The following is a 22,845-nucleotide window of genomic DNA, read 5'->3' as shown; positions in this document are numbered from 1 at the left end:
GACCGATGGTCCGGGCCGGCCCCTCCGTCACGCGGGGCCCGTCTAGGTCGTCTGTCGCTTCTTGCCCCGGACCGCCCCGTAGGCCATTTCGCCGAGACCGACGATCACGACCGCTCCGGCAAGCTGCAGCAGGTGCCGGATCCAGTCGATGCCGCGGGTGTCCTCGACGCCGATCCAGGTGGCGATGGCATTGCCGAGAACGCCGCCGATGATGCCGAAGACGGTGGTCAGCCAGAGGGGCTGGTGCTGCTTGCCCGGCAGGATGGCCCGGGCAATCAGGCCCAGCACGAAACCGACGATGATCGCCCACAACCAAGACATGTCGAGCCTCCTCCTGGCGCGTTGTGCGCACGTGCGGCCAGTCTCGACCCGAGCGGCGTAACGCGCATTTCGGACACCGCATTCGGGCGATACCCGCTCTCCTCGCGCTCCGGGCGGCCGCGTACGGTGGGAGGGTCCGGGCCGGGGTGTGTCCGGCGGGTGATCGGGTGGTGGACTGTGGAGCGGGCGAAGCGACAGAAGAGGAACGGGGCCGAGGTCTTCCGGATCACCGGCGCGCGGATGGGGCTCGCCGAGGATGTGCGGGGCCGCCAGCGGCGCTATGTGATCTCGATGACCGTCAGGACCCTGTCGGTCATCGCGACCGTGCTCTTGTGGAACGTGCAGCGGCCGGTGGCGATCGTGACGCTGATCGCGGGCGCCCTGCTGCCGTACGTCGCCGTGGTCATCGCCAATGCGGGGCGCGAGTCGACCCCCTCGCTGCCCTCACACTTCGTCCCGGCGCCCGTGAGGCCTGTGCTGGAGGCGGGAAACCTCAAGAAAAGCTCAGATCAATCATGAAGTTCCAGTGCCCCGTACCGGGTCCTGCGTGACATACTGCCTACGCGCTCCGCATCCCCCGTCGGAGCGACGGACCGACGCCGGGCAGCTCCCCCCGTGGCTGCCCGGCGTCGCCTTTCCGTAGGGTTGAGGCGTGACCTCCCCTGATACCGAGACCCCCACATGCTCCGCCAAGGGCTGCCGTGACGCGGCCGTCTGGGTGCTGGCGTGGAACAACCCGAAGCTGCACGCGCCGGAGCGGCGCAAGACCTGGCTGGCGTGCGAGGAACACCGCGAACACCTCTCCCAGTTCCTGGGGGTCCGCGGTTTCCTCAAGGACGTCGTGAGGCTCGACGCGTGGGTGCAGCCGGAGGGCTCGGGGCGCGAGCGCTGAGGGGAGGCGGCAGAGGGCTGAGCGCCCGTCCGCAGGAGCGGCGGCTGCCGGGTGGGCGTCGTCACACAGGCGCCCGGCCCGCGACGCCCGGACCGCGACGCCCGGACCTGGGTCGTCTCTTTTGGATCTTGCCGGTTAAGCCCGCGTCGTCTGGTGCCGTGCATCGCAAGGCGGAGGGGCGGCCTTGTACTGGACGTACTTGGGTGCTCCGACAACGCGGCGAGGTGCGGTGCCAGGCGGCGCGGGTCAGGCAAGATCCAAAAGAGACGGCCTAGCCGCCGATCGCCGACATCGGTCGGTCGGGCTGCAGGAAGGACGGGTCGTCCAGACCGGACCCGGCCTTCTTGCCCCACATCGCCACCTTCCACAGCCGGGCGATCTCCTCGTCCGGGGCGCCCGAGCGCAGGGCGGCGCGCAGGTCCGACTCCTCGGTGGCGAACAGGCACGTACGCACCTGGCCGTCGGCCGTGAGCCGCGTACGGTCGCAGGCGCCGCAGAACGGGCGGGTGACCGAGGCGATGACACCGACGGTGGCCGGGCCGCCGTCGACCACCCAGCGCTCGGCCGGGGCGGAGCCGCGCTCGTCGGCGCCCTCCTCGGTGAGCGTGAAGCGGGTGCGCAGGGACTGCAGGATGTCACCGGCGGTGATCATGCCGTCGCGCTTCCAGCCGTGCTGGGCGTCGAGCGGCATCTGCTCGATGAAGCGGAGCTCGTACTCGTTCTCCACGGCCCAGGCGAGCAGGTCGGGGGCCTCGTCGTCGTTGAGCCCCGGCATGAGGACCGCGTTGACCTTGACGGGGGTGAGGCCGGCCTCGCGGGCCGCGGCCATGCCGTCTATGACGTCCTTGTGCCGGTCGCGGCGGGTGAGGGTCTTGAAGACCTCGGGCCGCAGGGTGTCCAGGGAAACGTTCACCCTGTCCAGGCCGGCGGCCTTCAGGGCCGGCGCGGTGCGCTTGAGGCCGATGCCGTTGGTGGTCAGGGACATCTTGGGGCGGGGCTCCAGGGCCGCGCACTGCTCGACGATCCCGACCAGGCCGGGGCGGAGCAGCGGCTCGCCGCCGGTGAAGCGGACCTCGGTGATCCCGAGCAGGGTGACCGCGATGCGGATCAGCCGCACGATCTCCTCGTCGCTCAGCAGGTCGGACTTGCCGAGCCACTGCAGACCCTCCTCGGGCATGCAGTAGGTGCAGCGCAGATTGCACCGGTCGGTGAGTGAGACGCGCAGGTCAGTTGCCACGCGGCCATACGTGTCGAGAAGCACTGTGGGCCCCCTCCCCCGTCCGGATCCGTAGAGGTTCGATGAACCCGAGCCTACGCGACGCGTGTGTCGTGGAGGGGTCCCCGAACGAACGAGACGCAACGCAGCCACGTCGTAGGGAAATACGACGTGGCCACGCACGGTGTTCGGGCGAACTCACAGAGCCCGCCCGGAGGGCCCCGGTCGGGAGCCGGTCCGTGAGCCCGGGCCGTGAGCCCGGGCCATGAGCCCGGTCAGTGAGCCCGGTCAGTGAGCCCGGTCAGTGAGCCCGGTCAGTGGGCCCCGGTTCCCGTGAGGGAGCGGACCTCCAGCTCGGCGAACTTCTGGGGGTCCGCCTCCTCCTTGGACAGGACGGTTCCGAGCCAGCCCAGCAGGAAGCCGAGCGGGATGGAGATGAGGCCCGGGTTCTCCAGCGGGAACCAGTAGAAGTCGGCGTCCTTGAACATCGAGGTGGGCTTCCCGGACACCACCGGGGAGAACAGCACCAGGCCCACCGCGGCGATCAGGCCGCCGTAGATGGACCACAGCGCTCCCTGGGTGGTGAAGCGCTTCCAGAAGAGGCTGTAGAGGATCGTCGGCAGGTTGGCGGAGGCGGCGACCGCGAAGGCGAGGGCGACCAGGCCGGCGACGTTCAGGTCGCGGGCCAGGGCGCCCAGCCCGATGGCGACGGCTCCGATGACCACGGTCGACCAGCGGGCGGCACGCACCTCCTCCTGCTCGGTGGCCCTGCCCTTGCGGATGACGTTGACGTAGAGGTCGTGCGCGAAGGACGAGGAGGAGGCGAGGGTGAGGCCCGCGACCACCGCGAGGATGGTGGCGAAGGCGACCGCGGAGATCACGGCGAGCAGGATGGCGCCGCCCGTGGACCCGGCGCCGCCGCCGATCTCCTGGGCGAGCAGCGGGGCCGCGGTGTTGCCCGCCTTGTTGGACTTGATGATCTCGTCCCGGTTGAGCAGGGCGGCGGCGCCGAAGCCGAGGGCGATCGTCATCAGGTAGAACCCGCCGATGATGCCGATGGCCCAGTTCACGGACTTGCGGGCGGCCTTGGCGGTGGGGACCGTGTAGAAGCGGATCAGGATGTGCGGCAGGCCGGCGGTGCCCAGGACCAGGGCGAGGCCGAGCGAGATGAAGTCCAGCTTGGTCAGCGAGTCCTTGCCGTACTTCAGTCCGGGTTCCAGGAACTTGACGCCCTGTCCGCTGTTCTCGGCGGCCCTGCCCAGCAGGTCGGAGATGTTGAAGTCGAACTTCAGCAGCACCAGGAAAGTGATCAGCAGGGCGCCCGCGATCAGCAGGACGGCCTTGATCATCTGGACCCAGGTGGTGCCCTTCATCCCGCCGATGGTCACGTAGACGATCATCAGGACGCCGACCAGGGCGACGACGGCGACCTTGCCGCCGTCGCTGGTGATGCCCAGGAGCAGCGAGACGAGCACACCGGCCCCGGCCATCTGGGCGAGCAGGTAGAAGATCGAGACCACGATGGTGGAGGTGCCGGCGGCGGTGCGGACGGGCCGCTGGCGCATCCGGTACGCGAGGACGTCGCCCATCGTGTAGCGGCCGGAGTTGCGCAGCGGCTCGGCGACGAGCAGCAGGGCGACCAGCCAGGCGACGAGGAAGCCGATGGAGTAGAGGAAGCCGTCGTAGCCGAACAGGGCGATGGCGCCGGCGATGCCGAGGAAGGACGCGGCGGACATGTAGTCGCCGGAGATGGCCAGGCCGTTCTGGAAGCCGGTGAACTGTCGGCCGCCCGCGTAGAAGTCGGCGGCGCCCTTGGTCTGGCGGCCGGCCCAGATCGTGATGATCAGGGTGGCGACGACGAACAGGCCGAAGAGGGTGATGATCAGCGGGCGGTGCTCGGTGGCACCCGCCGCGACCGTCGTCAGGTGGAGCGAGCCGCTCATTCGCCGGCCTCCATCCTCGCCTTGATGGCGGCCGCCTTGGGGTCGAGCCTGGTGGCGGCGTGCCGCGAGTACAGCCAGGCGATCAGGAAGGTCGTGGCGAACTGGGCGAGGCCGAGCACGAGAGCGACGTTGATGTTGCCGAAGAGCTTGGTCCCCATCAGGCCGCCCGCGTAGCTGGACAGCAGTACGTAGAGCAGGTACCAGGCGATGAAGGCCACGGTCAGCGGGAAGGCGAAGGAGCGGTAGGAACTGCGCAGTTCGGCGAACTCGGCGCTCTGCTGGACGTGTCCGAAATCTTCGGCCGTGGGGGCCGCCGGGGGCGTTCCCGCGCTGCCCGGCGGCGGCGCTGCTTCGGTGGTCACGGGCGGCTCTCCTTGCGGTGCGGGCACGGTGGGAACGACGGACAAAACAACCTCCGTGTGGGGGACGGTGGTGCCGAGCCCCCCTGTCAACGGCACGGCCGGCGCGTCGGGACGGTTCAACACCCGCTGTTTCTTTAGTGACTGATTTCTCGAACTGATGGCGGAGAAGGGAACACCGGCACTAGGTTCCACATGTCATGAACCCGTCCGCCGTGACCACGCCCGGACGGTTTTTTCAAAGATGATGTGGAGAACCCATGGCTCATCTGGGATCCGGCCGCCGGCGCGCTCTCGCCGTACCGGTCGGCCTGGCGCTCACCGCCTCGCTCGCCTTCCTGCCCTCGGTCGCGGCCTCCGCCGCTCCGCTGGGCAACACGGCGGACGCGGCCACGGCCTCCAAGGCCGAGACCACCGGCCCCAAGCTGTCGTACGTGGCGAATCTGAACGCGTACGCCACGGTGACGGCGGCGAAGAAGGCCATCGAGCGCGCCGGTGGAACGGTGGTGACGGCGCACGAGCAGATCGGCGTCATCGTCGCGCACTCCCAGAACCCGGAGTTCGCCAAGCAGCTGCGGGCCCAGCGCGGACTGTTCGTGTCCGTGGGCGCCACCCGGACGGCCCCCCTGCAGACGGTGCAGACCACCGAGGAGGGCACCACGCAGAAGCTCAGCGCGGCGGACGCCGCCAAGGCGGCGGCGGACACGGCGCCGGGCCAGGAGCCGCTGGAGTCCAACCAGTGGGACCTGCGGGCGATCAAGGCCGACCAGGCTCACAAGATCAACGATGGCAGCCCGGACGTCACGGTTGGCATCATCGACACGGGTGTCGACGACACCCACCCGGATCTCGCCGCGAACTTCTCCAAGGAGCAGTCGGCCAACTGCGTCGGCGGCGTCCCGGACACCTCCGAGGGCGCCTGGCGTCCGTACGTGGACGGCAGCGACCACGGCACGCACGTGGCCGGCACCATCGGGGCCCCGCGCAACGGCGTGGGCGTCAGCGGTGTCGCGCCCGGTGTGAAGCTCGCCGCGATCAAGGTGAGCGAGCCCGGGACCAGCCTGTTCTACACCGAGGCGGTCGTCTGCGGCTTCATGTTCGCCGCCGAGAAGGGGATCGAGGTGACCAACAACAGCTACTACGTCGACCCCTGGTACTTCAACTGCAAGACGGACGACGACCAGAAGGCGCTGGTGGAGGCCCTCACCCGGGCGAGCAACTACGCCCAGCGCAAGGGCGTGCTGAACGTCGCCGCGGCCGGCAACGAGAACTTCGACCTGGCGGCCGACTCGATCGTCGACGACACCAGCCCGAACGACACGACCCCGACGCCGCGCACGATCGACCCGCGCGTCTGCCTGGACGTGCCGACCCAGCTGCCGGGTGTGGTCACCGTGACCGCGACCGGCGACAAGGGCTTCAAGTCGTACTACTCCAGCTTCGGCCTGGGCGTGGCGGACGTGGCGGCCCCCGGCGGCGACAAGTGGCAGGTCCCGGCCACCCCCGACGCCAACGGCCGCGTGCTGTCCACCATCCCGGGCGGCTACGGCTACAAGCAGGGCACCTCGATGGCCACCCCGCACGTCGCGGGCGTCGCGGCCCTGCTCAAGAGCGCGCACCCGTCGGCCACGCCGTCGCAGCTCCAGGCGATGCTCAAGGGCCAGGCCACCAAGACGGCCTGCCCGGCCCAGGTCTACGACGCGACCGGCGTTCTGATAAACGCCACCACTTGCGCGAGCAAGTGGGGCCAGACCGGCTACTACGGCTACGGCGTGGTCGACGCGCTGAAGGCCGTGAAGTAACACCGGCAGGATCTGGCAGACGCAGTACGCGAGTGGGCCGGGCGGGGGTCGTCCCCCGCCCGGCCCTCACCGCTGTCCGGTGCCCCGTCGTCAGGGCTTGATCAGCACCTTGAGCGCGCTGCGGTCGTCCATCGCGCGGTAGCCGTCCGGGACCCCGTCGAGGGACACGGCCCGGTCGAAGACGGGCGCCGGGTCGATGGCGCCGCTGAGGACGTCCTCCAGCAGCTCCGGGATGTACGCGCGGACCGGGGCCACTCCGCCGCGCAGGGTGATGTTGCGGTCGAACATGACACCGAGGTCGAGACCGGTGCCGCTGCCGTGCGGGACGCCGACGTAGCCTATGGCGCCGCCGTCGCGGGTGATGTTCACCGCCGTGCGCATGGACTGCTCGGTGCCGACCGCCTCGATGACCGCGTGGGCGCCCTGACCGCCGGTGAGCTCACGGACGGCGGCCTCGGCGGCCTCCCCGCGCTCGGCGACGACGTCGGTGGCCCCGAAGAGCCTGGCGATGTCCGTACGGACGCTGTGGCGGCCCAGTGCGATGATCCGCTCGGCGCCCAGGCGCTTGGCGGCGAGGACGCCGCACAGGCCGACCGCGCCGTCACCGACGACGGCGACGGTCGAGCCCTTGCGCACGCCCGCGCCCAGCGCCGCGTGGTGGCCGGTGCCCATGACGTCGGAGAGCGCGAGCAGCCCGGTCAGCAGGTGGTCGTCGGAGACCGCCGCGGCGGGCAGCTTCACGAGGGTGCCGTCGGCGTGCGGCACGCGGACGGCCTCGCCCTGGCCGCCGTCGTGGCCGACCGAACCCCAGAAGCCGCCGTGCACGCAGGAGGTGTACAGGCCCTCGGAGCAGTAGTCGCAGGTGCCGTCGGACCACATGAAGGGGGCGACGACGAGGTCCCCGGCGCGCAGGCCCGAGACGGCGGAGCCGGTCTCCTCGACGACGCCGAGGAACTCGTGGCCGATGCGCTGGCCGGGCTGGCGCTCGGCCTCGCCGCGGTAGGCCCACAGGTCGCTGCCGCAGATGCAGGCACGCAGGACGCGGACGACGGCGTCCTCGGGGCGCCGTATCGCGGCGTCGCTCACCTCCTCCACGCGTATGTCGTGCGGGGCGTGGATGACGGTGGCGCGCATGGTGGTGCTTCCCTCGGGTCGGCCGGCCGGGTCGGTCGGTCTTGACTGTGCTGCCCTTGTGGGGCCGGCCTACCCTACGCCTGTTCCCGGGCCGGGCTGCCCGTGGCCAGCAGGTACTGGGCGGCCGCGTAGGTGGCCATGATCCAGAAGTCCGGGCGGGGCAGCTGGGGCCATGCGGCGACGCCGGTGGCGATGAGCGTGTCCGAGACCAGGAACAGCGCCCCGCCCGCCCCGGCCCGCAGGCCGAGGGCGCTGGAGCGGTAGGCCATGGCGGTGAGGAGCAGGCTGTACCCGGCGACGGGGATGCGCAGGTCGGCCGGGAGGTCGGCCCAGAGCAGTGCGACGGTCCCGAGGAGCGCGAGCGCGTACGCGCCCCCGAGCAGGGCGTTGGTGCCCCGCCGGCCGAAGAGCACGAGGTAGCAGACGTGCCCGGCGGCGAAGGATCCCATGCCGATCAGGAAGGCCGGCTCGGCGTCGAAGAGCAGGGCGAGGTCCCCGCCCCAGCCGAAGAGCAGGGCGGCGACCAGCAGGCGCGGGGCGCCGCGGGTGATCACGTACGCCACCAGCAGCGGCATCAGCAGCGGCTTGGCGAGGACGTGCCCGAGGTGCCAGTCGGCGAGCAGCGAGCCGAGGTCGGCGGCGGTGGCCGCGGCGAAGGCGCCGAGCAGCACCCGGCCGGCAAAGCCGCCGCCGGCGGGTGCGGTGCGGGCCGCCCAGGACGGCGTACGGGACTCGGTGGCGCTCATGCGGCGTGCTCCTGCGCGGCGGCCGGCCGGGACGCCTGGGCCGGGACCGGGGCGGGCTGCCAGCCGGGGCCGCCGAAGATCCGTCCGGCGCGCTCGCGCCAGCTCGTGGCGGCCCGGACGTCGCGGGCGATCGAGACGTACTCGTGGGTGGCCACGCGCAGCGGGTTGTAGGTGTTGATGTTCTTCGTCAGACCGAAGACGGGCTTGTCGGTCTCCCCCACCCAGGAACCGAACATCCGGTCCCAGATGATCAGGATCCCCGCGAAGTTGCGGTCCAGGTAGCCGCCTTGGGAGGCGTGGTGGACGCGGTGGTGGGAGGGGGTGTTGAAGACGTACTCGACGGGCCGCGGCAGCTTGTCGATCCGCTCGGTGTGGATCCAGAACTGGTAGACGAGGTTGACCGAGTAGCAGAAGGCGACCGCGGCGGGGTGCACGCCGAGGGCGATCATCGGCAGGTAGAACGGCCAGGAGGTCGCGCTGGTCCACGGCTGGCGCAGGGCGGTGGTGAGGTTGAACTTGCGGCTGCTGTGGTGGACGACGTGGCAGGCCCACAGGATGCGGATGACGTGGTGGCCGCGGTGCTGCCAGTAGTAGAGGAAGTCCTGCGCGAGCAGCATCAGCGGGACGGTCCACCACAGGACGGGCACGCGCAGGGGCGTCAGCTCGTAGACGGCGGTGTAGATCGCGACGACGGGGATCTTCCAGAGGAAGTCGAATGCGAGGCTGCCGATTCCCATGCCGAGGCTGGTGACGGCGTCCTTGGTCTCGTACCCGGCGGCGTCCTCGTCGGGATGGATCCGATAGCTCACCACCTCCAGGACGGTGAGCAGCACGAAGGCCGGTATGGACCACAGCACGACATCGGGCAGGTTCGGCATGTCCGCACCATAGAGGCGGCTTCGGGGGTGCCGCTAGAGGTTGTTACCGATCGGTATCCATCTGGGTTACCGCGAGTTCGCGAGACGAGCCCGCAGCAGGGGGAGGGCAGGGGGACGACGGGTTTCGGGGCGGTCGTCCTACGGGTGGCGGGCACGGCGGCGGGCGCGCCGGCCACGTCCCTCCCGGGCCCGGCCCCCCGGGGGGCGGGGCCGGTGGCCGACCCGGCGCGACCCGGCGCGGCCCCGGCGGAGCCGGGCGAGGCCGGGATCAGCCCCCTGGCGGACGTGGAGCGGCTGCGGCTCGGCTTCTCGGGCGGCACCCGGGCGCTGGGCACAGAGGCGTGCCCGCCGGGGCGGCTCAGGTTCGGCTGAGCCGGGGCCGCTCCGGCGGGCGGCCTCCGTGGGTCACCAGACGCGGACCGAACCGCCGCGGGCGAAGGCCGGGCTCGTGGCGTCGGGCGGGACCGACGTCAGGGGCTGTGCGATCTCCGAGACCAGGGGGCCGTACTTGGAGGCCACCGCGTCCAGGAGCGGGAGGTCGAAGCCGTAGACGCGGGCCGCGTTGCCGCCGGCCATCGCGGCGACCTCGTCCCTCGGGAGGCCCGCGTAGGCGATGCGGAGGCCTTCGCGGGAGAAGGGGGTCGTGCCCTCGTCGTGGGGGTAGTCGCTGCCCCACATGATCTTGTCCAGGCCGATCCGCTCCCGCAGCGGGACCTCGTGGGGACGCATGAAGCTCGCTCCCACGAAGCAGTTGTCCCGCCAGACCTCGCTCGGGCCCTTTCCCATGGACTGCGCGAGGCCCGCCCCGAACTTCGACTCGGCCGTGGCCGAGGCCGCGACCAGGCGGCCGTGGTAGTAGTCCAGCATCTCCATCACGCCCGGGATCCAGCCGGAGCCCTGCTCCGTCAGGACCAGTCTGAGGCCCGGGTGGCGGCGGAAGGCGCCGCCGAAGATGAGGTGCCACAGGGCGCGGTGCGAGAACCAGGTCGTCTCCACCATGAAGACCGCGCGGGCGGCCGGTTCGTCGCCGAGCGGCGGCGACGCCGAGCCGCCGTGGTGGTTGACCGGGACGTCCAGCTCGTCGCACACCGACCAGATGGGGTCGTAGGCGGCGGAGTACAGCTCGGGGATCCCGGAGCCCGGCGGCGCGCCCGGCAGGAGGATGCCACCGGTGAGGCCCGCCTCCTTCGTGCGGCGGATCTCCCGCACCGCCTCGTCGACGTCGTTGAGGAGGATCTGGGCCACGCCCGCCCGGCGGCCCGGTGCGTCCGCGCAGAAGTCGGCCAGCCAGCGGTTGTGCGCCCGCAGCCCCGCCCAGCGGAGCTGGAACTCCGCAGCCGTCGGCGCCGGGGCCATCAGGGAGGCGGACGGGAAGAAGGGCGGGATCGTGTTCGGGAAGAGGACTTCCGCGACGATGCCGTCCGCCTCCAGTTCGGACAGCCGGCGCCGGGAGTTCCAGTTCCGGTCCGCCGTGTCCGCGAGGAGGTCCTCGTACGGGTTCACGTACGAGGCGGCCCAGGCGTCGAACTCCTCGTGGTACCGCTTCTCCAGGTACGGCCTGTAGTCCAGCAGGTCGGCGCCCGCGTGGCAGTCCGCCGAGATGACCGTGTACCGGTCCTCGGTCCGGGCATCCGTCCCGTCCTCAGTCCGGGCATCCGTCCGGGCATCCGTCATGACGAGGCCCCCAGTACCGGGAAGTCGTGGTCCGTCAGCCAGTGCCGGCCCACCTCGCGGGACCGGGCCCAGGAGGCCTCGACCGCCGCCTGGTCCGGGGACTGGCCCAGCTCGGCCGGGGTGGGGCCGATCCGGCGGGCGATCGGGGCCAGCTTCCCGGTGTCGAAGCCGAAGACCTCGGCCGCGGCCAGGCCCAGCATCCGGCGGGTCTCGGTGACCGGAATGTCATGGAAGGTCTTCTTCAGCCAGGTGCGGGTGGCCGGCCAGGTGCCCTCGGGGTGCGGGAAGTCCGAGCCCCACAGGATGTTGTCGACGCCGATCTCGTAGCGCTGGGCCAGTTCCCGGCGCTTGGTGTTCGTCGCGCAGATGAAGACCTGCCGGTCGAGGTACTCGCTCGGCGGCCGCTTCAGCTCCTCGAACGGGGACAGCTTCTTGCCGCCGTGCGCGCCGAGGTAGAGCCGGTCCATGAACCACAGCTGGTTCGGGAGCCACCAGCAGCCCGATTCGGCCACGCCGAACCTGAGGCCCGGGTGCCGCTCGAAGACCCCGGACCAAAGCAGGAACCACAGCGGGCGGGCCGGCCACCATGTGACCTCGGAGACGAAGATGCCGAGGTGGTCGCCGTACTCGTGGCGCGGCGAGGAGCCGGAGTGGGTGACGATCGGCATCGCGGTCTCGGCCGCCGCCGCCCAGACGGGGTCGTAGCGGCGGTCGTGGTAGGGCGCCTTGTCCACCCACATCGCGGGGATCATCAGCGCGCCCAGCCCGGACTCCTTGGCCCGGTGGATCTCGGCGACCACCTTCGACGGCTCACCGGTGATGGGGAGCAGGGCGACCCCGCAGTGGCGCTCGGGGTTCTCGGAGACGAACTCCGCGAGCCACCGGTTGTGCGCCTGCGCGCCCGCCATGCCGAGTTCGGGGTCCTGGTCGCCGGAGAGGCCGAGGCCCACTCCGAAGGGGGCCGCGGTCTGGCTGTCGACGGCGTCCGCGTCGGGGAAGACGACCTCGGCGGCCACTCCGTCGCCGTCGAGCTCCTTCAGCCGCTGCGCCGTGTCCCAGCCGCCCCTGAGGCCTTCCTCGTGGTCGTGGAACCACTTCTGGGCGAAGGCCTCGTTGCGGACGCCCAGTCGGGTGGCCTCCGCGCGGCGGGCGTCGCGCTCCCCGAGGAACTCGTCGAACTGGCGGTGGAACGCGCTGTCGAGGTAGGGGCGGTACTGCTCGGTCGGCAGGCCCGCGTGGCAGTCGGAGGAGATGATGAGGTACGGGTCTTCGTGCGGGTCTTCGTGCGTGTCGCTCACTGCAGACGCCCCTCAGTCGAGGATGAAGCTTTCCAGGTAGGCGGGGTTGGCCCGGTCGAGCATCGACTGCGACCGGGCGCGGATCTGCCGGTCGCTGTGCTCGCTGGCCGGAAGCATCCAGAAGCGGTCGGCGCGGATGCCGTCGACGACGTGCTCGGCGACCTCCTCGACGGGGGTGAAGTCCACCTCGTGGCCGGCCTGCCTCATGGCCGCCTCGTACTGCTCGAGGCTGCGGTAGGGGGAGGTGCGCGGCCGCTCCTTCGCATACCGCTCGGGCCGGTTGCGGTGCGACTCCCACAGCCCGGTGCGCAGCATGTGCGGACCGGGGAAGAGGACGGAGGCGCCGACGGAGGCGCCCTCCGCCCTGAGGTGGGCGTAGAGGGACTCGGTCATCGTCACCACGGCCGCTTTGGTGACGGCGTACACGGAGGCGGTGGGCAGCGGGGCGATGCCGCCGTCGCCCGAGGAGGTGTTGACGACGTGGCCCGGGGCGCCTCCCGCGATCATGCGGGGGACGAAGGCCTGGATGCCGTGGAAGACGCCCCACACGTTCACGGAGAACGCCCATTTCCAGTCGTTGGGCTCGTGCTCCCACATCCGGCCCTCGGCGCCGGAGCCCACGCCCGCGTTGTTGCACAGCACGTGCACGGCGCCGAAGGTCTCGTACGCGGCGTCGGCCAGCGCGAGCACCGAGTCGCGGTCGCCGACGTCCACGGTCCGGGCGAGGACGTCGGCGCCGTCGCCGGTGAGCTCCCCGGCGGCCTTGCGCAGGGCGCCCTCCTCCACGTCGGCGAGGACGACCTTCAGCCCCTCGGCGGCGAAGCGGCGGGCCATCGCGAGGCCGATGCCGCTGGCGGCGCCGGTGACGACGGCCACCTGTCCCGGTTCCAGCCGCATCTCAGACGCTCCCCTCGGGCGGCCCGTCCAGGATCTGCATCGGGTCGTCGTAGCGCTGGTGGATGTACGGGAGCAGGGCCTGGGCGCTGACCCGCTCCACGACCCTGCCCGTCTGGTCGGTGGTCTTCTCGCCGATGGTGATCTCCACGAGCCGGCGTACGGGGAGGTCGGCCACCGGGTCGAACATCGACTCGCGGAGCACCACGTCGCCGGTGATGTGCTCCAGCTTGCGGACCTTCTCGTTGCGCGTGCAGTGGACGAGGACCGGGTCGGCGTCGAAGCCCGACCCGTCCACCGCCGGCAGGAACTTGAAGTAGAAGTCGGTCTTCCGGGTGGGCTGCGGCAGCGGGAGTTCGCGGTCCACCGCCCCGCGCACCTCCACGAAGGCGATCCCGTGCCGGGCGAGGGCGGCCCGTACGACGAGGCCCTCGCGCTCGACGGTGATCTCGCCCAGCTTCTTCGGCTCGCCGAACACCTCGCGGCCGCCGGTCAGGGCACGTTCGAGGCTCATCGGCATGACCAGCGGGTACCAGCCGTCGACCCCGCCGTGCCGCGCGGCGACCGCCACCGAGCCGGCCCCGAGCGGGTAGCCGGGCAGGTCGACCCTGCTGATGCCGGCCCGGACGAGGGGCTGTTCGGCCGGCTTGAGCGGCGGCGGCAGGACCGCCGCCACCACGTCCGGATCGGTCTCCCAGACGGCCACCACACCGGTGGACCAGATGTCGGGGAGCCGGGAACTCTTCTCGCGCGACGCCGCGATCTCGGCCTGGGTCCGCGCTCCGTACCGTACGCGTGCCATGTATCGCACCATCCCTCGTCTTGAGCGGAGTCGGTTCTGTAACACAGTTACACCGCCACCGATGAAGGGTAAAGACCCCTGCGCGGACAGAACTGACGCACCGACAGATTGGTGGCCGGATCCATGGCCAGAAGCACGCTGACCCGCCCGGAGGTCCTCGACGCCGCCGCGGCCCTGGTCAAGCAGCACGGTCCGGCCGCCCTGACCATGCGCAAGCTCGCCGCCGAACTGGGCACCGCGGTGACCTCCATCTACTGGCACGTCGGCAACCGCGAGCAGTTGCTCGACGCCCTCGTGGCGCGGACCGTGGAGGAGATGGGCGCGATCAGGCCCGTCGGCCGCACCCCCGGCGACCGGATCCTCTCGGTGGCGCGGACCCTGCGCCGCGAGCTGCGCGAGCGCCCGCACCTGATCGCGATGGTCCACGAACGCGGGCTCACCGAGCGGATGTTCCTGCCCGCGCAGCAGGCCCTCGTGCACGAGGTGCACGCCGCGGGGCTGCGCGGCGCCCGGGCGGCCGACGCGGTGCGCGCGATCCAGTTCCAGATCGTCGGCTTCCTGCTCGTCGAGCGCAACCGCGAGCGCTCCCCCGCCCAGTCCCCCGCCGAGAGCGAACTCTGGGACCCGGCCGCCGCCCCGAACGACCCGGCCCTCGCCCGCTGCCTGGGCCGGCCGGCGGATCCGGAGCGGCTGTTCCTGCTGTCCGTGCGGGCCCTGACGGCCGCACTGCTGAAACCGCGGAGCTAATCGGTTTGCCCCGCGCGCGGGCCCGTGATGGGATCGGCCGTGCGGGGGCGGCTCCCCGGCGTGCATCCTTCTCAACCTTCCTGAAAAGACACCGCGCGCCCACTCTCCGCCCCCGCTTCGTCGTGTCCGGAGGGGAATTCACCAGTGTCTGTCATCGAGTCCGTCCTGCTGCGCCGGCTCGGGAGCGTCTACGTCGACCGGCCGCCGGCCGCCGCGTCGCCCGGAAGCGAAGGGGTGCGGCCCCTGGAGGGCGAGCTCCTCGAACGCGGCCACGCGCTGAGCGCGGAGCTGCACGCGGCCCTGTCGGTGCTCGCGCCGACCGACCTCGCCGAGGAGCGGCTGCGGCTGCTCGCGCTGGTGGACGAGCTGATGGGCGCCGACCGGGTACACAAGCCGCTCTTCCGCCGCTTCCCCTTCTCCATCCCGCACGACACCGAGCGCTGGTACGTCGGCCGGGTCTTCGCCCTGCTGCTCCAGGAACCCGAGCAGCCGTGCGTGCTGTGCGGCAAGGCCGGCGCGGTCCATCCCGTCGCCCCCTGCGCCCACCTGGTGTGCCGCACCTGCTGGGACGGCGGCGACTACACCGGCTGCCCGGTCTGCCACCGGCGCGTCGACCCCGCCGACCCCTTCCTGCGCCCGGACCGCGACGAGCCGGCCGACCGCACGGGCCGGGCCGTCCGGGCCACCCGGGCGGCCCGCAAGGGCAAGGGGCTGCCGTCGGGCCCGCTGCGGCTGCTCCGGCTCGGCACCGGTCTGCCGCAGGACTGCGCCCGGGTGGTCGCCTCGCTGCTCGCCCGGCAGACCCCGCTGTCCCCCGAGGACCGCGACGACCTGGCGTGCCTGCTCCCCACCGCCCCGGCGGACCTCGGCTGGCTCCCCCGGGAGATCCCCGTACGGGAGACCAAGGCACTGGTCCTCGGCCGGCTGCTGGGCGATCCGCGGACCGGGGACGCGGCGCGTCCGCTGCTCGCCGAACGGCTCACCACCGCCACTGACGTGCTGCGGCTGCTCTCGGTGCTCTCCGGCGGAGAAGCGGGCCTGCTGCCGCTGCCCCGGTTCGCGAACCCCGGCCGGCCGCTGCGCCGGGAACTCCTCTCCGTGCTCGACGCGTTGAACCCGGAGTACCTGGTCGAGGACCTGCTGCGGCATCCCACGGCCTGGAAGCGGGCCGCCGAGCGCCTGCACCCCTTCGAGCAGCACGCCCGGCACCCGCGGGCGGCACTGGCCTTCGCCGTACTGCGGGGCACCACCGTGTCCGCCGCCACACCGCTCGGCGCGGCGCTGCTGGAGACCGCCGCCGCGCACCCGCACGCCGTCCGCGTCGACGGGGACCGGATCCGGCCCGCCACCTGGGCCGGCCGGGTCGAGGAGGCCCTCGCCCAGGGTGACGCGGGGACGGCCGCCGCGCTGGCCGGGCAGCGGCCGGGAGAACTCGTCCGCCGTCTCGACCACCTGCTGCGCCTGCATGCCGGCGGGGAACTCGCCCCCGAGCTGGAGGAGGCACTCGCGCGCGGGCTGCCCTCCGTCGGCGCCGGCCCGCTGCTGTCCGCGCTGGGAGCGCTGCGGGTACGCGCCGAGGACCGCACCGGCGGCCGGCGGGTGTTCTTCCCGCGCGGCCAGGTGGCCCGCGCGCAGTCCGTGACCGATCGGCGGCTGCCGCTGCCCGCGCCGCTCGCCCTGGCGGTGGTGTCCCGGCTGGAGGAGGAGGTGCTGCGGCGGTTCGCCGCCGCCGGGGAAGAGCCGTACGACCTGTCCGTCCTCGACTCCGGGCTCGCGGACCTGACCGTGCCCTTCGGCGAGCGCACCGCCGCCAAGGCGCTGGTGGCCGTGCCCCGGGGCAGTACGCAGAACCTGCCCGCGGGTGAGGTGCTGCGGCTGTTCCTGCACTGGACGGAGCCTGCGGGCAACCGGACCGACCTGGACCTGTCCGTCGCCTTCTTCGACGCCGACTGGAAGTTCACCGGCCTGTGCGACTACACGAGCCTGCGGCACGGGCCGCGCGGGGCCGCCACCCACTCGGGCGACCTCACCTCGGCGCCCGCGCCGGACGGGGCCACCGAGTACGTGGACCTGGACCCGGCCGCTCTCGCCTGGAACGGGGACGTGTACGCGGTCCCGCTGGTCTTCAGCTTCAACAACGTGCCCTTCGACGAGCTGCCGGACGCCTTCGCGGGCTTCATGGCGCTGCCCGCCGGGGGCCCGCGCGACTCCTCGTACGATCCGCGCACCGTCCGCCAGCGCTTCGACCTGGCGGGCGCGTCGCGGGTCTGCATGCCGATGGTCGTGGACCTGGCGGCCCGCCGGACCCTGTGGGCGGACGTCCACCTGCCGCCGTCGGGCGGCTTCCAGAGCGTGGCCTCGCACGGGGAGCGGCTGGCGGCCGTGGCCCGCGATGTGTGGGAGCACTTCGGCTCCGGCGTCCGTACGAGCATGTGGGACCTGGCGGTGTGGCGGGCCGCGGCCCGCTCCCGCGAGGTGGCCGTCGTGCGCCGGGCCGCGCAGCCGGCGCTGCCCGACGAGCTGTGGCTGTACCGGGCCGGGGACGGCGAGCCGGTGGCCGCCTTCGCCGCCCGGATCTCGGCCCTGGAGGCACCGCAGGAGCGGCGCGAGGCGGCGGACGCCGACGCGGCCGCCGCCGAAGCGGCGGCGGGGAAGCGGGTGTTCCTGGCGCTGGTGCACGCGAGCGTGGCGCCGGCGGGCGCTTCGGGGACGGTGTACCGGCTCTTCCCCGGATCCGTCGAAGTGCCCGCCTCCCTCGACCCGGTGACGGCCGGGGGCCTTGTGGCGGAGTTGGGCTGAGCGGGCATCGCGGCCACGGCTGTCAGTCGGGGCCGATATCCTCTGTGACCATGCTCGACGACCGTACGACCGCAGAGACGACGTGGCCGACCGCTTACCCACAGGGGTACGCGGTCGTCGACGTGGAGACCACCGGGCTCGCTCGCGACGACCGGATAGTCTCCGCCGCCGTCTACCGGCTCGACGCGCAGGGCAACGTGGAGGACCACTGGTACACCCTGGTCAACCCGCAGCGGGATCCGGGGCCGGTGTGGATCCACGGCCTGACGACCGAGGTGCTCTCCGGCGCGCCGCTCTTCAAGGACATCGCCGAGGAGTTCGCCGGCCGGCTCGCGGACCGGGTGCTGGTCGCGCACAACGCCATCTTCGACTGGCAGATGATCGCCCGCGAGTACGCGCGGGCCGCCGAGACCGCGCCGGTCCGTCAGCGGCTGTGCACCATCGCCCTGTCGAAGGAGCTGAACCTCCCGCTGCCCAACCACAAGCTGGAGTCGCTGGCCGCGCACTTCGGCGTGGTCCAGCAGCGCGCGCACCACGCACTCGACGACGCCCGGGTGCTGGCGGAGGCGTTCCGCCCGTCCCTGCACGCGGCCGCGCAGGGCGGCGTGCGCCTGCCGCTGCTGGAGTGCCGGCCGCTGACGGAGTGGTCGGACTCCCCCGTCACCCCGCGCGTCGGCTACCAGGCCTCGTACGGGAACGGCAGCTGGCGGCCCTCGCGCAAGCGGCCGCCGTGCCCGCACCCGAACCCGGGGCGCTTCGAGGACGGCAAGCCGCTGAAGCAGGGGATGCGGATCGCCTTCTCCGGCGACACCTCGGTGGACCGGGAGCTGTTGGAGGACCGCGCGGTGGAGGCGGGCCTGCACGTCGCGACGAGCGTGTCGCGCCTCACCAGCCTGCTGGTGACGAACGACCCCGACTCGGCGACCTCGAAGACGGTCAAGGCGAAGTCGTTCGGCACTCCGGTCGTCGACGAGGCGGCCTTCACCCAGCTGCTGCGGGACGTGGCGGCGGCCGAGGACTGAGCCGACGGCCCGGACGTTGCGCCGGGCGGGTGCCCGCGCGGCGACTCACCCCGGTGGATCTTGTTCCGGTCCGCCGCCGTGCGGAGCATGCGGCCCATGGCACGTTGTGAGGTCTGCGGAAACGATTACGGCATGTCGTTCGAGGTGCACGCGCAGGGCGCCGTGCACGTCTTCGACTGCTTCTCCTGCGCCATTCACCGCATGGCGCCCATCTGCGAGCACTGCCGGGTCCAGATCATCGGGCAGGGCGTCGAGGTCGGGGGACAGTGGTTCTGCGGGGCGCACTGCGCCCGCGCGGAAGGGAAGGTGGGCATCAAGGACCACGCCTGACGACCACGTCCGACGCCACGTCCGACGTCACGCCCGGCGTCCCGCCCGGGACCGTGTCCCGTACCCCGTGACCCCGGACGGCCACCCGGCCGTCCGGGGCCGACCCCGCTGGGGGTACCGTCGTGGGCGTGTACCGCTTTGTGCTGACCCGGCAGTGGGTGTGCCTCACCCTCGTCACCCTCGCCCTCATTCCCGCGATGATCAAGCTGGGGTTCTGGCAGTACCACCGCCATGAGCACCGGGTCGCCCAGAACGAGCTGATCGCGGCGAACCTGTCGGCGAAGCCGGTGCCCGTGACCGAGCTCACCTCCCCGGGCCACCAGGTGCCCCGCGCGGACTTCTGGCGGACGGTCACCGCGACCGGTGCGTACGACACCGCGCACGAGGTCGTCGTGCGGATGCGCACCTCGGCCGACGACAAGGTCGGCTTCCACGTCGTGACCCCGCTCACCCTGGCCGACGGCCGGGTGGTGCTGGTGAACCGCGGCTGGGTGCCGGGCGGCGACGACCCCCGCGCGTACCCGCCGGTGCCGGCCGCCCCCTCGGGCGAGGTCACCGTCACGGGTCGGCTGAAGGCCGACGAGACCAGCGGCGGCAGCGGCATCAAGGACCGCAAGGGCCTGCCGGACCGCCAGGTGATGCTGATCAACAGCGCGCAGCAGGCGGAGTACCTGGGCAGGCCCGTCCTCGGCGGCTACCTGGAACTCGACGGCTCGGCCCCCTCCGCCGACGGCGGCCCGGAGACCATCCCCGAGCCCGACCACGACTCGATCGGCCCCCACATGGCGTACGCCGTCCAGTGGTGGCTGTTCGCCGCCGCGGTGCCGGTGGGCTGGCTGGTCCTCGTACGACGTGAGAGGCGCGAGCGCGAGGAGGCGGCGGCGACCGGCGAACCCGGATCCGGCGGGCAGCGGGAGCCGGTGACGGCGTAGCGTGGCGGCATGGATCTTGGACTGAAGGACCGTGCCTACATCGTCACCGGGGCCACGCGCGGCCTCGGCCTCGCCTCCGCCCGGGAACTGACCGCCGAGGGCGCGAAGGTCGTCCTGACGGGCCGGGACGAGAAGCGGGCGGCCGACGCCGCGGCCTCGCTCGGCCCGAACGCGGTCGGGGTGGCGGCCGACAACTCCGACCCGGAGGTGGCCGGCCGCCTCGTCGAGACCGCGCGCGAGCGCTTCGGACGCCTCGACGGCATCCTCATCAGCGTCGGCGGCCCGGCCCCGGGCCTCGCGGCGGACAACACCGACGAGCAGTGGTCGGCCGCCTTCGAGTCGGTCTTCCTCGGCGCGGTCCGCCTCGCGCGGGCGGCAGCCGCCGAGCTGGGCGAGGGCGGGGTCATCGGCTTCGTCCTGTCGGGCTCGGTCCATGAGCCGATCCCCGGCCTGACCATCTCCAACGGCCTGCGCCCGGGCCTGGCCGGTTTCGCCAAGTCCCTCTCGGTGGACCTCGGCCCGCGCGGGATCCGGGTCGTGGGCCTGCTCCCGGCGCGGATCGACACCGACCGCGTACGGGAGCTCGACGCGCTGTCCGGTGACGCGCAGGCGGCGCGGGCCGGGAACGAGTCCCGGATCCCGCTGCGGCGCTACGGCACCCCGGAGGAGTTCGGCCGTACGGCGGCGTTCCTGCTCTCCCCCGCGGCCTCGTACCTGACGGGCGTCATGGTGCCGGTCGACGGCGGCTCCCGGCACGGTTTCTGAGCCACCGTCTCCCGCAGGGTCTATGCGACCCGCTGGGCCCGGTGCGACGTCACCTTCAGGCGGGCCTCGGCCGGCAGTCCGGCGAGGCCCGTCGAGGTGCGGGCGTGGGCGAGTACCGGGCCCGCGAGGGCGGCCAGGACGTCGGCCGGGACCGCGTGGGGTTCGAGTTCCAGTACGACCCGCAGCGAGGGCGAACCCCGCCTGCCGCGCAGCGCGACCCGGCAGCGGGCGACCCCGTCCAGGGCGCCGGCCTCCGCGGTCACCGCCTCTTCCAGGGCGGGCCCCCGCAGCATCGCGAACGCCCCGTCCCCGGTGTCGACGACCACGGCCCGCAGCCGTGAGCGCCTCAGCTGGGACAGCAGCCACCACAGCGCCAGCAGCACGCCCGCCACGAGGCCGGCGAGCACCGACCACCACCCCCAGCCCTCGGCGTGCCAGGACCGGCGCCGGGCCGCCTCCGTCAGCAGCGGGGCGTGCCGGCCGGCCAGGGGCCGGGACGCCGTGAGCACGGCCGCCCCGGCCGCCAGCAGGACCAGGCCGGTCACCGCCAGCAGGATCCGGTTCACCACCCCGAGCATCCCGTTCACCTCCTGACCCGTACGCGGGGATGCGGCGGGTGCGCGAGGCCCAGTTCCTCGATGCCGACGGCGAGCACCGCGTCCAGGTCGGCCCGTACGTCGTCCAGCTCGCGGAAGTGCGAGGTCGCGCGTACCCCGATGTGGGACCGGCCCACCTTGACCCGGACCGACCGCACCCCCGACACCTCCATGGCCCGGTCCCGCAGCACCTGCGCGGCGTCCTTGCGGCCGAGCCCGGCGCGTACCCCGGCGGCCGGGTCCGGGGTGCGCATCGGGAGGATCCCGCGCCGCCCGGGGGCGAGCGCCAGCAGCAGGAGCACCGCCCCGGTGACGGCGAGGGCTCCGGCGACCAGCAGCACACCCGGGTCGGCCGGGGTGTGCCGGGCCAGCTGGTCGCCCAGTTCGCGGCGCCACTCCATCCCGGGCCGGCCGGCCCGCACGGCGGCCAGGTCGTACAGGAACAGCCCCGCCACCCCCAGTACGGCCAGGGCGGTGAGCGCGGCCGGGACGCGGCGGGCGGATCGGAACCGGTGCACCCGCGGGGCGGGGCGGGTCTCGGACGCGCGGGCGGGTTCCGTCACCGCAGCCGCCGGTCCCGCCCGGCGGCGGGCCGGGTGTGCGCGGAGTGCAGGTGCTCGATGTCGATGTCCACCTCGGGTACGGACATCGCCGCGTACTCCTCCACCCGCAGGGCGACTTGGCGGCGTACGGCCGCGCACTGGGCGGCCAGGTCGGAGGGGTAGCCGAGCTCCAGGCTCACCCGTACCCGGGCGATGTCGTGGTGCACGGTGACGATGGCGTGCGGGGCCGGCGCCCTTTCGGGCCGTGCGACGAGCGCCTCCCGGGCCGCCTGGGCGGCGATCTTCGCGACGACCCGGTCGGCGATACGGGTCGCACCCCGGTCGGCGGGCGCCACCCGGGGCGGGGTGGCCCGGGGCGGGGTGCTCATCGGCGCCTCACCCGCGCCGGTCGTCGCGGCGACGGAACAGGTCCCCGGGCTCCAGGTCCCCGTCGAGGAACCGGCCGGCGACGAAGCCGATGGCGCCGAGCGCCGCCACCAGCAGGAAGGCTCCGAAGCCGCCGAAATACCCGGCGAACGCCAGGGCCATGCCGGCGAACAGGCCGGCGACCGCCATGCTCATTGCGTGGCTCCTCTCGGCTACTGGAGCCGCGGCTCCGGCTCCTCGTCGGGCTCGTCGGGCAGCTTCACGTCGCTAACCGCGATGTTGACCTCGACGACCTCCAGGCTGGTCATTCGCTCGACCGCCGAGATGACGTTCTCACGGACCGCCCGTGCCACGTCCCGGATCGACACGCCGTAGTCGACGACGATCTCCAGGTCGAGGGCGGTCTGGACCTCGCCGACCTCCGCCTTCACGCCACGGCTGACGGAGGCCTTCGCGCCGCCGGGGACCCGTTCGCGGACGGCGCCGAAGGTACGGGAGAGGCCGCTGCCGCTGCCCATGGCGTGTACGCCGACCACCTCGCGGGCGGCCAGCCCGGCGATCTTCTCGACCACACCGTCGGCGATGCTCGTGCGGCCCCGGTCTGCGGGCGCCTTGCCGGGGCTGCCCGATGCGGATTCGGTCATCGCATGTCCCTTCGCGCGTGCGGACTCCACTGCGCACCACGGTAAGCGCGCGACGCGGCCACCGCCCCGGGACTACGCCGGTCGGCCGGAACGTTTCGGGGCTCGCCCGGACCCGCGGGGCC

26 protein-coding genes are annotated in these 22,845 nt (G+C 72.7%); 10 read left to right on the top strand and 16 right to left on the bottom strand.

Annotation, left to right across the window (positions count from 1 at the left end; all coding sequences use genetic code 11):
- Positions 1–42: 42 nt before the first annotated feature.
- Complete coding sequence (locus tag ACFCZ1_RS18410; protein WP_376679309.1) at positions 43–321, bottom strand: GlsB/YeaQ/YmgE family stress response membrane protein; 279 nt, start codon at positions 319–321, stop codon at positions 43–45.
- A gap of 240 nt (positions 322–561) precedes the next feature.
- Between ACFCZ1_RS18410 and ACFCZ1_RS18405 the strand changes: the two genes are divergently transcribed.
- Together ACFCZ1_RS18405 and ACFCZ1_RS18400 are read left to right on the top strand one after the other, a co-directional pair.
- Positions 562–840 carry a DUF3099 domain-containing protein gene (locus ACFCZ1_RS18405; RefSeq protein WP_376679316.1) on the top strand — a complete coding sequence of 93 codons (279 nt, stop codon included), beginning with the start codon at positions 562–564 and terminating at the stop codon, positions 838–840.
- A gap of 133 nt (positions 841–973) precedes the next feature.
- Positions 974–1,213 carry a hypothetical protein gene (locus tag ACFCZ1_RS18400; RefSeq protein ID WP_376679308.1) on the top strand — a complete coding sequence of 80 codons (240 nt, stop codon included), beginning with the start codon at positions 974–976 and terminating at the stop codon, positions 1,211–1,213.
- A gap of 271 nt (positions 1,214–1,484) precedes the next feature.
- On the opposite strand, the gene moaA is transcribed toward ACFCZ1_RS18400, so the two are convergent.
- From moaA to ACFCZ1_RS18385, 3 genes are all read right to left on the bottom strand, one after another.
- Positions 1,485–2,474 carry a GTP 3',8-cyclase MoaA gene (gene moaA / locus ACFCZ1_RS18395; protein WP_376679307.1) on the bottom strand — a complete coding sequence of 330 codons (990 nt, stop codon included), beginning with the start codon at positions 2,472–2,474 and terminating at the stop codon, positions 1,485–1,487.
- Positions 2,475–2,743: 269 nt separating this feature from the next.
- Entirely contained in the window at positions 2,744–4,372 is a 1,629-nt protein-coding gene (locus ACFCZ1_RS18390) for a cation acetate symporter (RefSeq protein WP_376679306.1), read from the bottom strand.
- A complete protein-coding gene (locus ACFCZ1_RS18385; RefSeq protein WP_376679305.1) occupies positions 4,369–4,734 on the bottom strand; it encodes a DUF485 domain-containing protein in 366 nt (121 codons plus the stop codon). The genes ACFCZ1_RS18390 and ACFCZ1_RS18385 overlap by 4 nt, the downstream gene beginning before the upstream one ends.
- A gap of 257 nt (positions 4,735–4,991) precedes the next feature.
- On the opposite strand from ACFCZ1_RS18385, the gene ACFCZ1_RS18380 reads away from it, so the two are divergent.
- Positions 4,992–6,533, top strand: a complete 1,542-nt coding sequence (locus tag ACFCZ1_RS18380; RefSeq protein WP_376679304.1) for a S8 family serine peptidase — start codon at positions 4,992–4,994, stop codon at positions 6,531–6,533.
- 90 nt (positions 6,534–6,623) lie between these two features.
- On the opposite strand, the gene ACFCZ1_RS18375 is transcribed toward ACFCZ1_RS18380, so the two are convergent.
- The 3 genes from ACFCZ1_RS18375 to ACFCZ1_RS18365 all read right to left on the bottom strand — a co-directional run bounded on the left by ACFCZ1_RS18375 (position 6,624) and on the right by ACFCZ1_RS18365 (position 9,291).
- Entirely contained in the window at positions 6,624–7,667 is a 1,044-nt protein-coding gene (locus ACFCZ1_RS18375) for a zinc-dependent alcohol dehydrogenase family protein (RefSeq protein WP_376679303.1), read from the bottom strand.
- A gap of 74 nt (positions 7,668–7,741) precedes the next feature.
- Positions 7,742–8,413, bottom strand: coding sequence for a lysoplasmalogenase (locus ACFCZ1_RS18370; RefSeq protein ID WP_376679302.1), 672 nt, complete (start codon positions 8,411–8,413; stop codon positions 7,742–7,744).
- Entirely contained in the window at positions 8,410–9,291 is an 882-nt protein-coding gene (locus tag ACFCZ1_RS18365) for a sterol desaturase family protein (protein ID WP_376679301.1), read from the bottom strand. Before ACFCZ1_RS18365 ends, ACFCZ1_RS18370 begins: the two co-directional genes overlap by 4 nt.
- A gap of 213 nt (positions 9,292–9,504) precedes the next feature.
- Between ACFCZ1_RS18365 and ACFCZ1_RS18360 the strand changes: the two genes are divergently transcribed.
- Positions 9,505–9,663, top strand: coding sequence for a hypothetical protein (locus ACFCZ1_RS18360; RefSeq protein ID WP_376679300.1), 159 nt, complete (start codon positions 9,505–9,507; stop codon positions 9,661–9,663).
- A gap of 33 nt (positions 9,664–9,696) precedes the next feature.
- Here the strand turns inward: ACFCZ1_RS18360 and ACFCZ1_RS18355 are convergent, their stop codons facing one another.
- The 4 genes from ACFCZ1_RS18355 to ACFCZ1_RS18340 are packed head-to-tail and all read right to left on the bottom strand — an operon-like array spanning position 9,697 to position 13,959.
- On the bottom strand, positions 9,697–10,965 hold the full coding sequence (locus tag ACFCZ1_RS18355) for an amidohydrolase family protein (protein WP_376679299.1): 1,269 nt from the start codon (positions 10,963–10,965) through the stop codon (positions 9,697–9,699).
- Positions 10,962–12,263, bottom strand: a complete 1,302-nt coding sequence (locus tag ACFCZ1_RS18350) for an amidohydrolase family protein (RefSeq protein WP_376679298.1) — start codon at positions 12,261–12,263, stop codon at positions 10,962–10,964. The genes ACFCZ1_RS18355 and ACFCZ1_RS18350 overlap by 4 nt, the downstream gene beginning before the upstream one ends.
- 12 nt (positions 12,264–12,275) lie before the next feature.
- Positions 12,276–13,160, bottom strand: a complete 885-nt coding sequence (locus ACFCZ1_RS18345; RefSeq protein ID WP_376679297.1) for an SDR family NAD(P)-dependent oxidoreductase — start codon at positions 13,158–13,160, stop codon at positions 12,276–12,278.
- A 1-nt stretch (position 13,161) separates the two neighbouring features.
- Positions 13,162–13,959, bottom strand: a complete 798-nt coding sequence (locus ACFCZ1_RS18340) for an acetoacetate decarboxylase family protein (RefSeq protein ID WP_376679296.1) — start codon at positions 13,957–13,959, stop codon at positions 13,162–13,164.
- Between the two features lie 123 nt (positions 13,960–14,082).
- On the opposite strand from ACFCZ1_RS18340, the gene ACFCZ1_RS18335 reads away from it, so the two are divergent.
- The 6 genes from ACFCZ1_RS18335 (at position 14,083) to ACFCZ1_RS18310 (ending at position 20,554) form a co-directional block, all read left to right on the top strand.
- Entirely contained in the window at positions 14,083–14,706 is a 624-nt protein-coding gene (locus ACFCZ1_RS18335) for a TetR/AcrR family transcriptional regulator (protein ID WP_376679295.1), read from the top strand.
- A 144-nt stretch (positions 14,707–14,850) separates the two neighbouring features.
- Complete coding sequence (locus ACFCZ1_RS18330; RefSeq protein ID WP_376679294.1) at positions 14,851–17,505, top strand: MXAN_6230/SCO0854 family RING domain-containing protein; 2,655 nt, start codon at positions 14,851–14,853, stop codon at positions 17,503–17,505.
- 44 nt (positions 17,506–17,549) lie between these two features.
- Positions 17,550–18,527 (top strand): DEDDh family exonuclease, encoded by a 978-nt coding sequence (locus tag ACFCZ1_RS18325; protein WP_376679293.1) that lies wholly within the window; start codon positions 17,550–17,552, stop codon positions 18,525–18,527.
- A 96-nt stretch (positions 18,528–18,623) separates the two neighbouring features.
- A complete protein-coding gene (locus ACFCZ1_RS18320) occupies positions 18,624–18,857 on the top strand; it encodes a hypothetical protein (RefSeq protein WP_073913878.1) in 234 nt (77 codons plus the stop codon).
- Between the two features lie 128 nt (positions 18,858–18,985).
- A complete protein-coding gene (locus ACFCZ1_RS18315) occupies positions 18,986–19,789 on the top strand; it encodes an SURF1 family protein (RefSeq protein ID WP_376679292.1) in 804 nt (267 codons plus the stop codon).
- 9 nt (positions 19,790–19,798) lie between these two features.
- Positions 19,799–20,554 carry an SDR family oxidoreductase gene (locus ACFCZ1_RS18310; RefSeq protein ID WP_376679291.1) on the top strand — a complete coding sequence of 252 codons (756 nt, stop codon included), beginning with the start codon at positions 19,799–19,801 and terminating at the stop codon, positions 20,552–20,554.
- Positions 20,555–20,574: 20 nt separating this feature from the next.
- Here ACFCZ1_RS18310 and amaP read toward each other — a convergent pair whose 3' ends face one another.
- From amaP to ACFCZ1_RS18285, 5 genes are read right to left on the bottom strand one after another with little or no spacing between them, the layout of a single operon-like run.
- Positions 20,575–21,141: an alkaline shock response membrane anchor protein AmaP gene (amaP, locus tag ACFCZ1_RS18305; RefSeq protein WP_376679290.1), complete on the bottom strand. Its 567-nt coding sequence runs from the start codon at positions 21,139–21,141 to the stop codon at positions 20,575–20,577.
- Complete coding sequence (locus ACFCZ1_RS18300) at positions 21,138–21,713, bottom strand: DUF6286 domain-containing protein (RefSeq protein ID WP_376679289.1); 576 nt, start codon at positions 21,711–21,713, stop codon at positions 21,138–21,140. The genes amaP and ACFCZ1_RS18300 overlap by 4 nt, the downstream gene beginning before the upstream one ends.
- The gene (locus ACFCZ1_RS18295; RefSeq protein WP_376679288.1) at positions 21,710–22,081 is read right to left on the bottom strand and encodes a hypothetical protein; all 372 of its coding nucleotides are present in this window, start codon (positions 22,079–22,081) and stop codon (positions 21,710–21,712) included. The genes ACFCZ1_RS18300 and ACFCZ1_RS18295 overlap by 4 nt, the downstream gene beginning before the upstream one ends.
- Before the next feature lie 7 nt (positions 22,082–22,088).
- Positions 22,089–22,274 carry a hypothetical protein gene (locus tag ACFCZ1_RS18290; protein ID WP_328925022.1) on the bottom strand — a complete coding sequence of 62 codons (186 nt, stop codon included), beginning with the start codon at positions 22,272–22,274 and terminating at the stop codon, positions 22,089–22,091.
- Between the two features lie 17 nt (positions 22,275–22,291).
- Complete coding sequence (locus ACFCZ1_RS18285) at positions 22,292–22,723, bottom strand: Asp23/Gls24 family envelope stress response protein (RefSeq protein ID WP_376679287.1); 432 nt, start codon at positions 22,721–22,723, stop codon at positions 22,292–22,294.
- Positions 22,724–22,845: the final 122 nt, after the last annotated feature.

The sequence above is a fragment of the Streptomyces sp. NPDC056224 genome, assembly GCF_042267665.1.
Lineage (GTDB): Bacteria > Actinomycetota > Actinomycetes > Streptomycetales > Streptomycetaceae > Streptomyces.
This window is presented reverse-complemented; position numbering and strand designations above follow the sequence as displayed.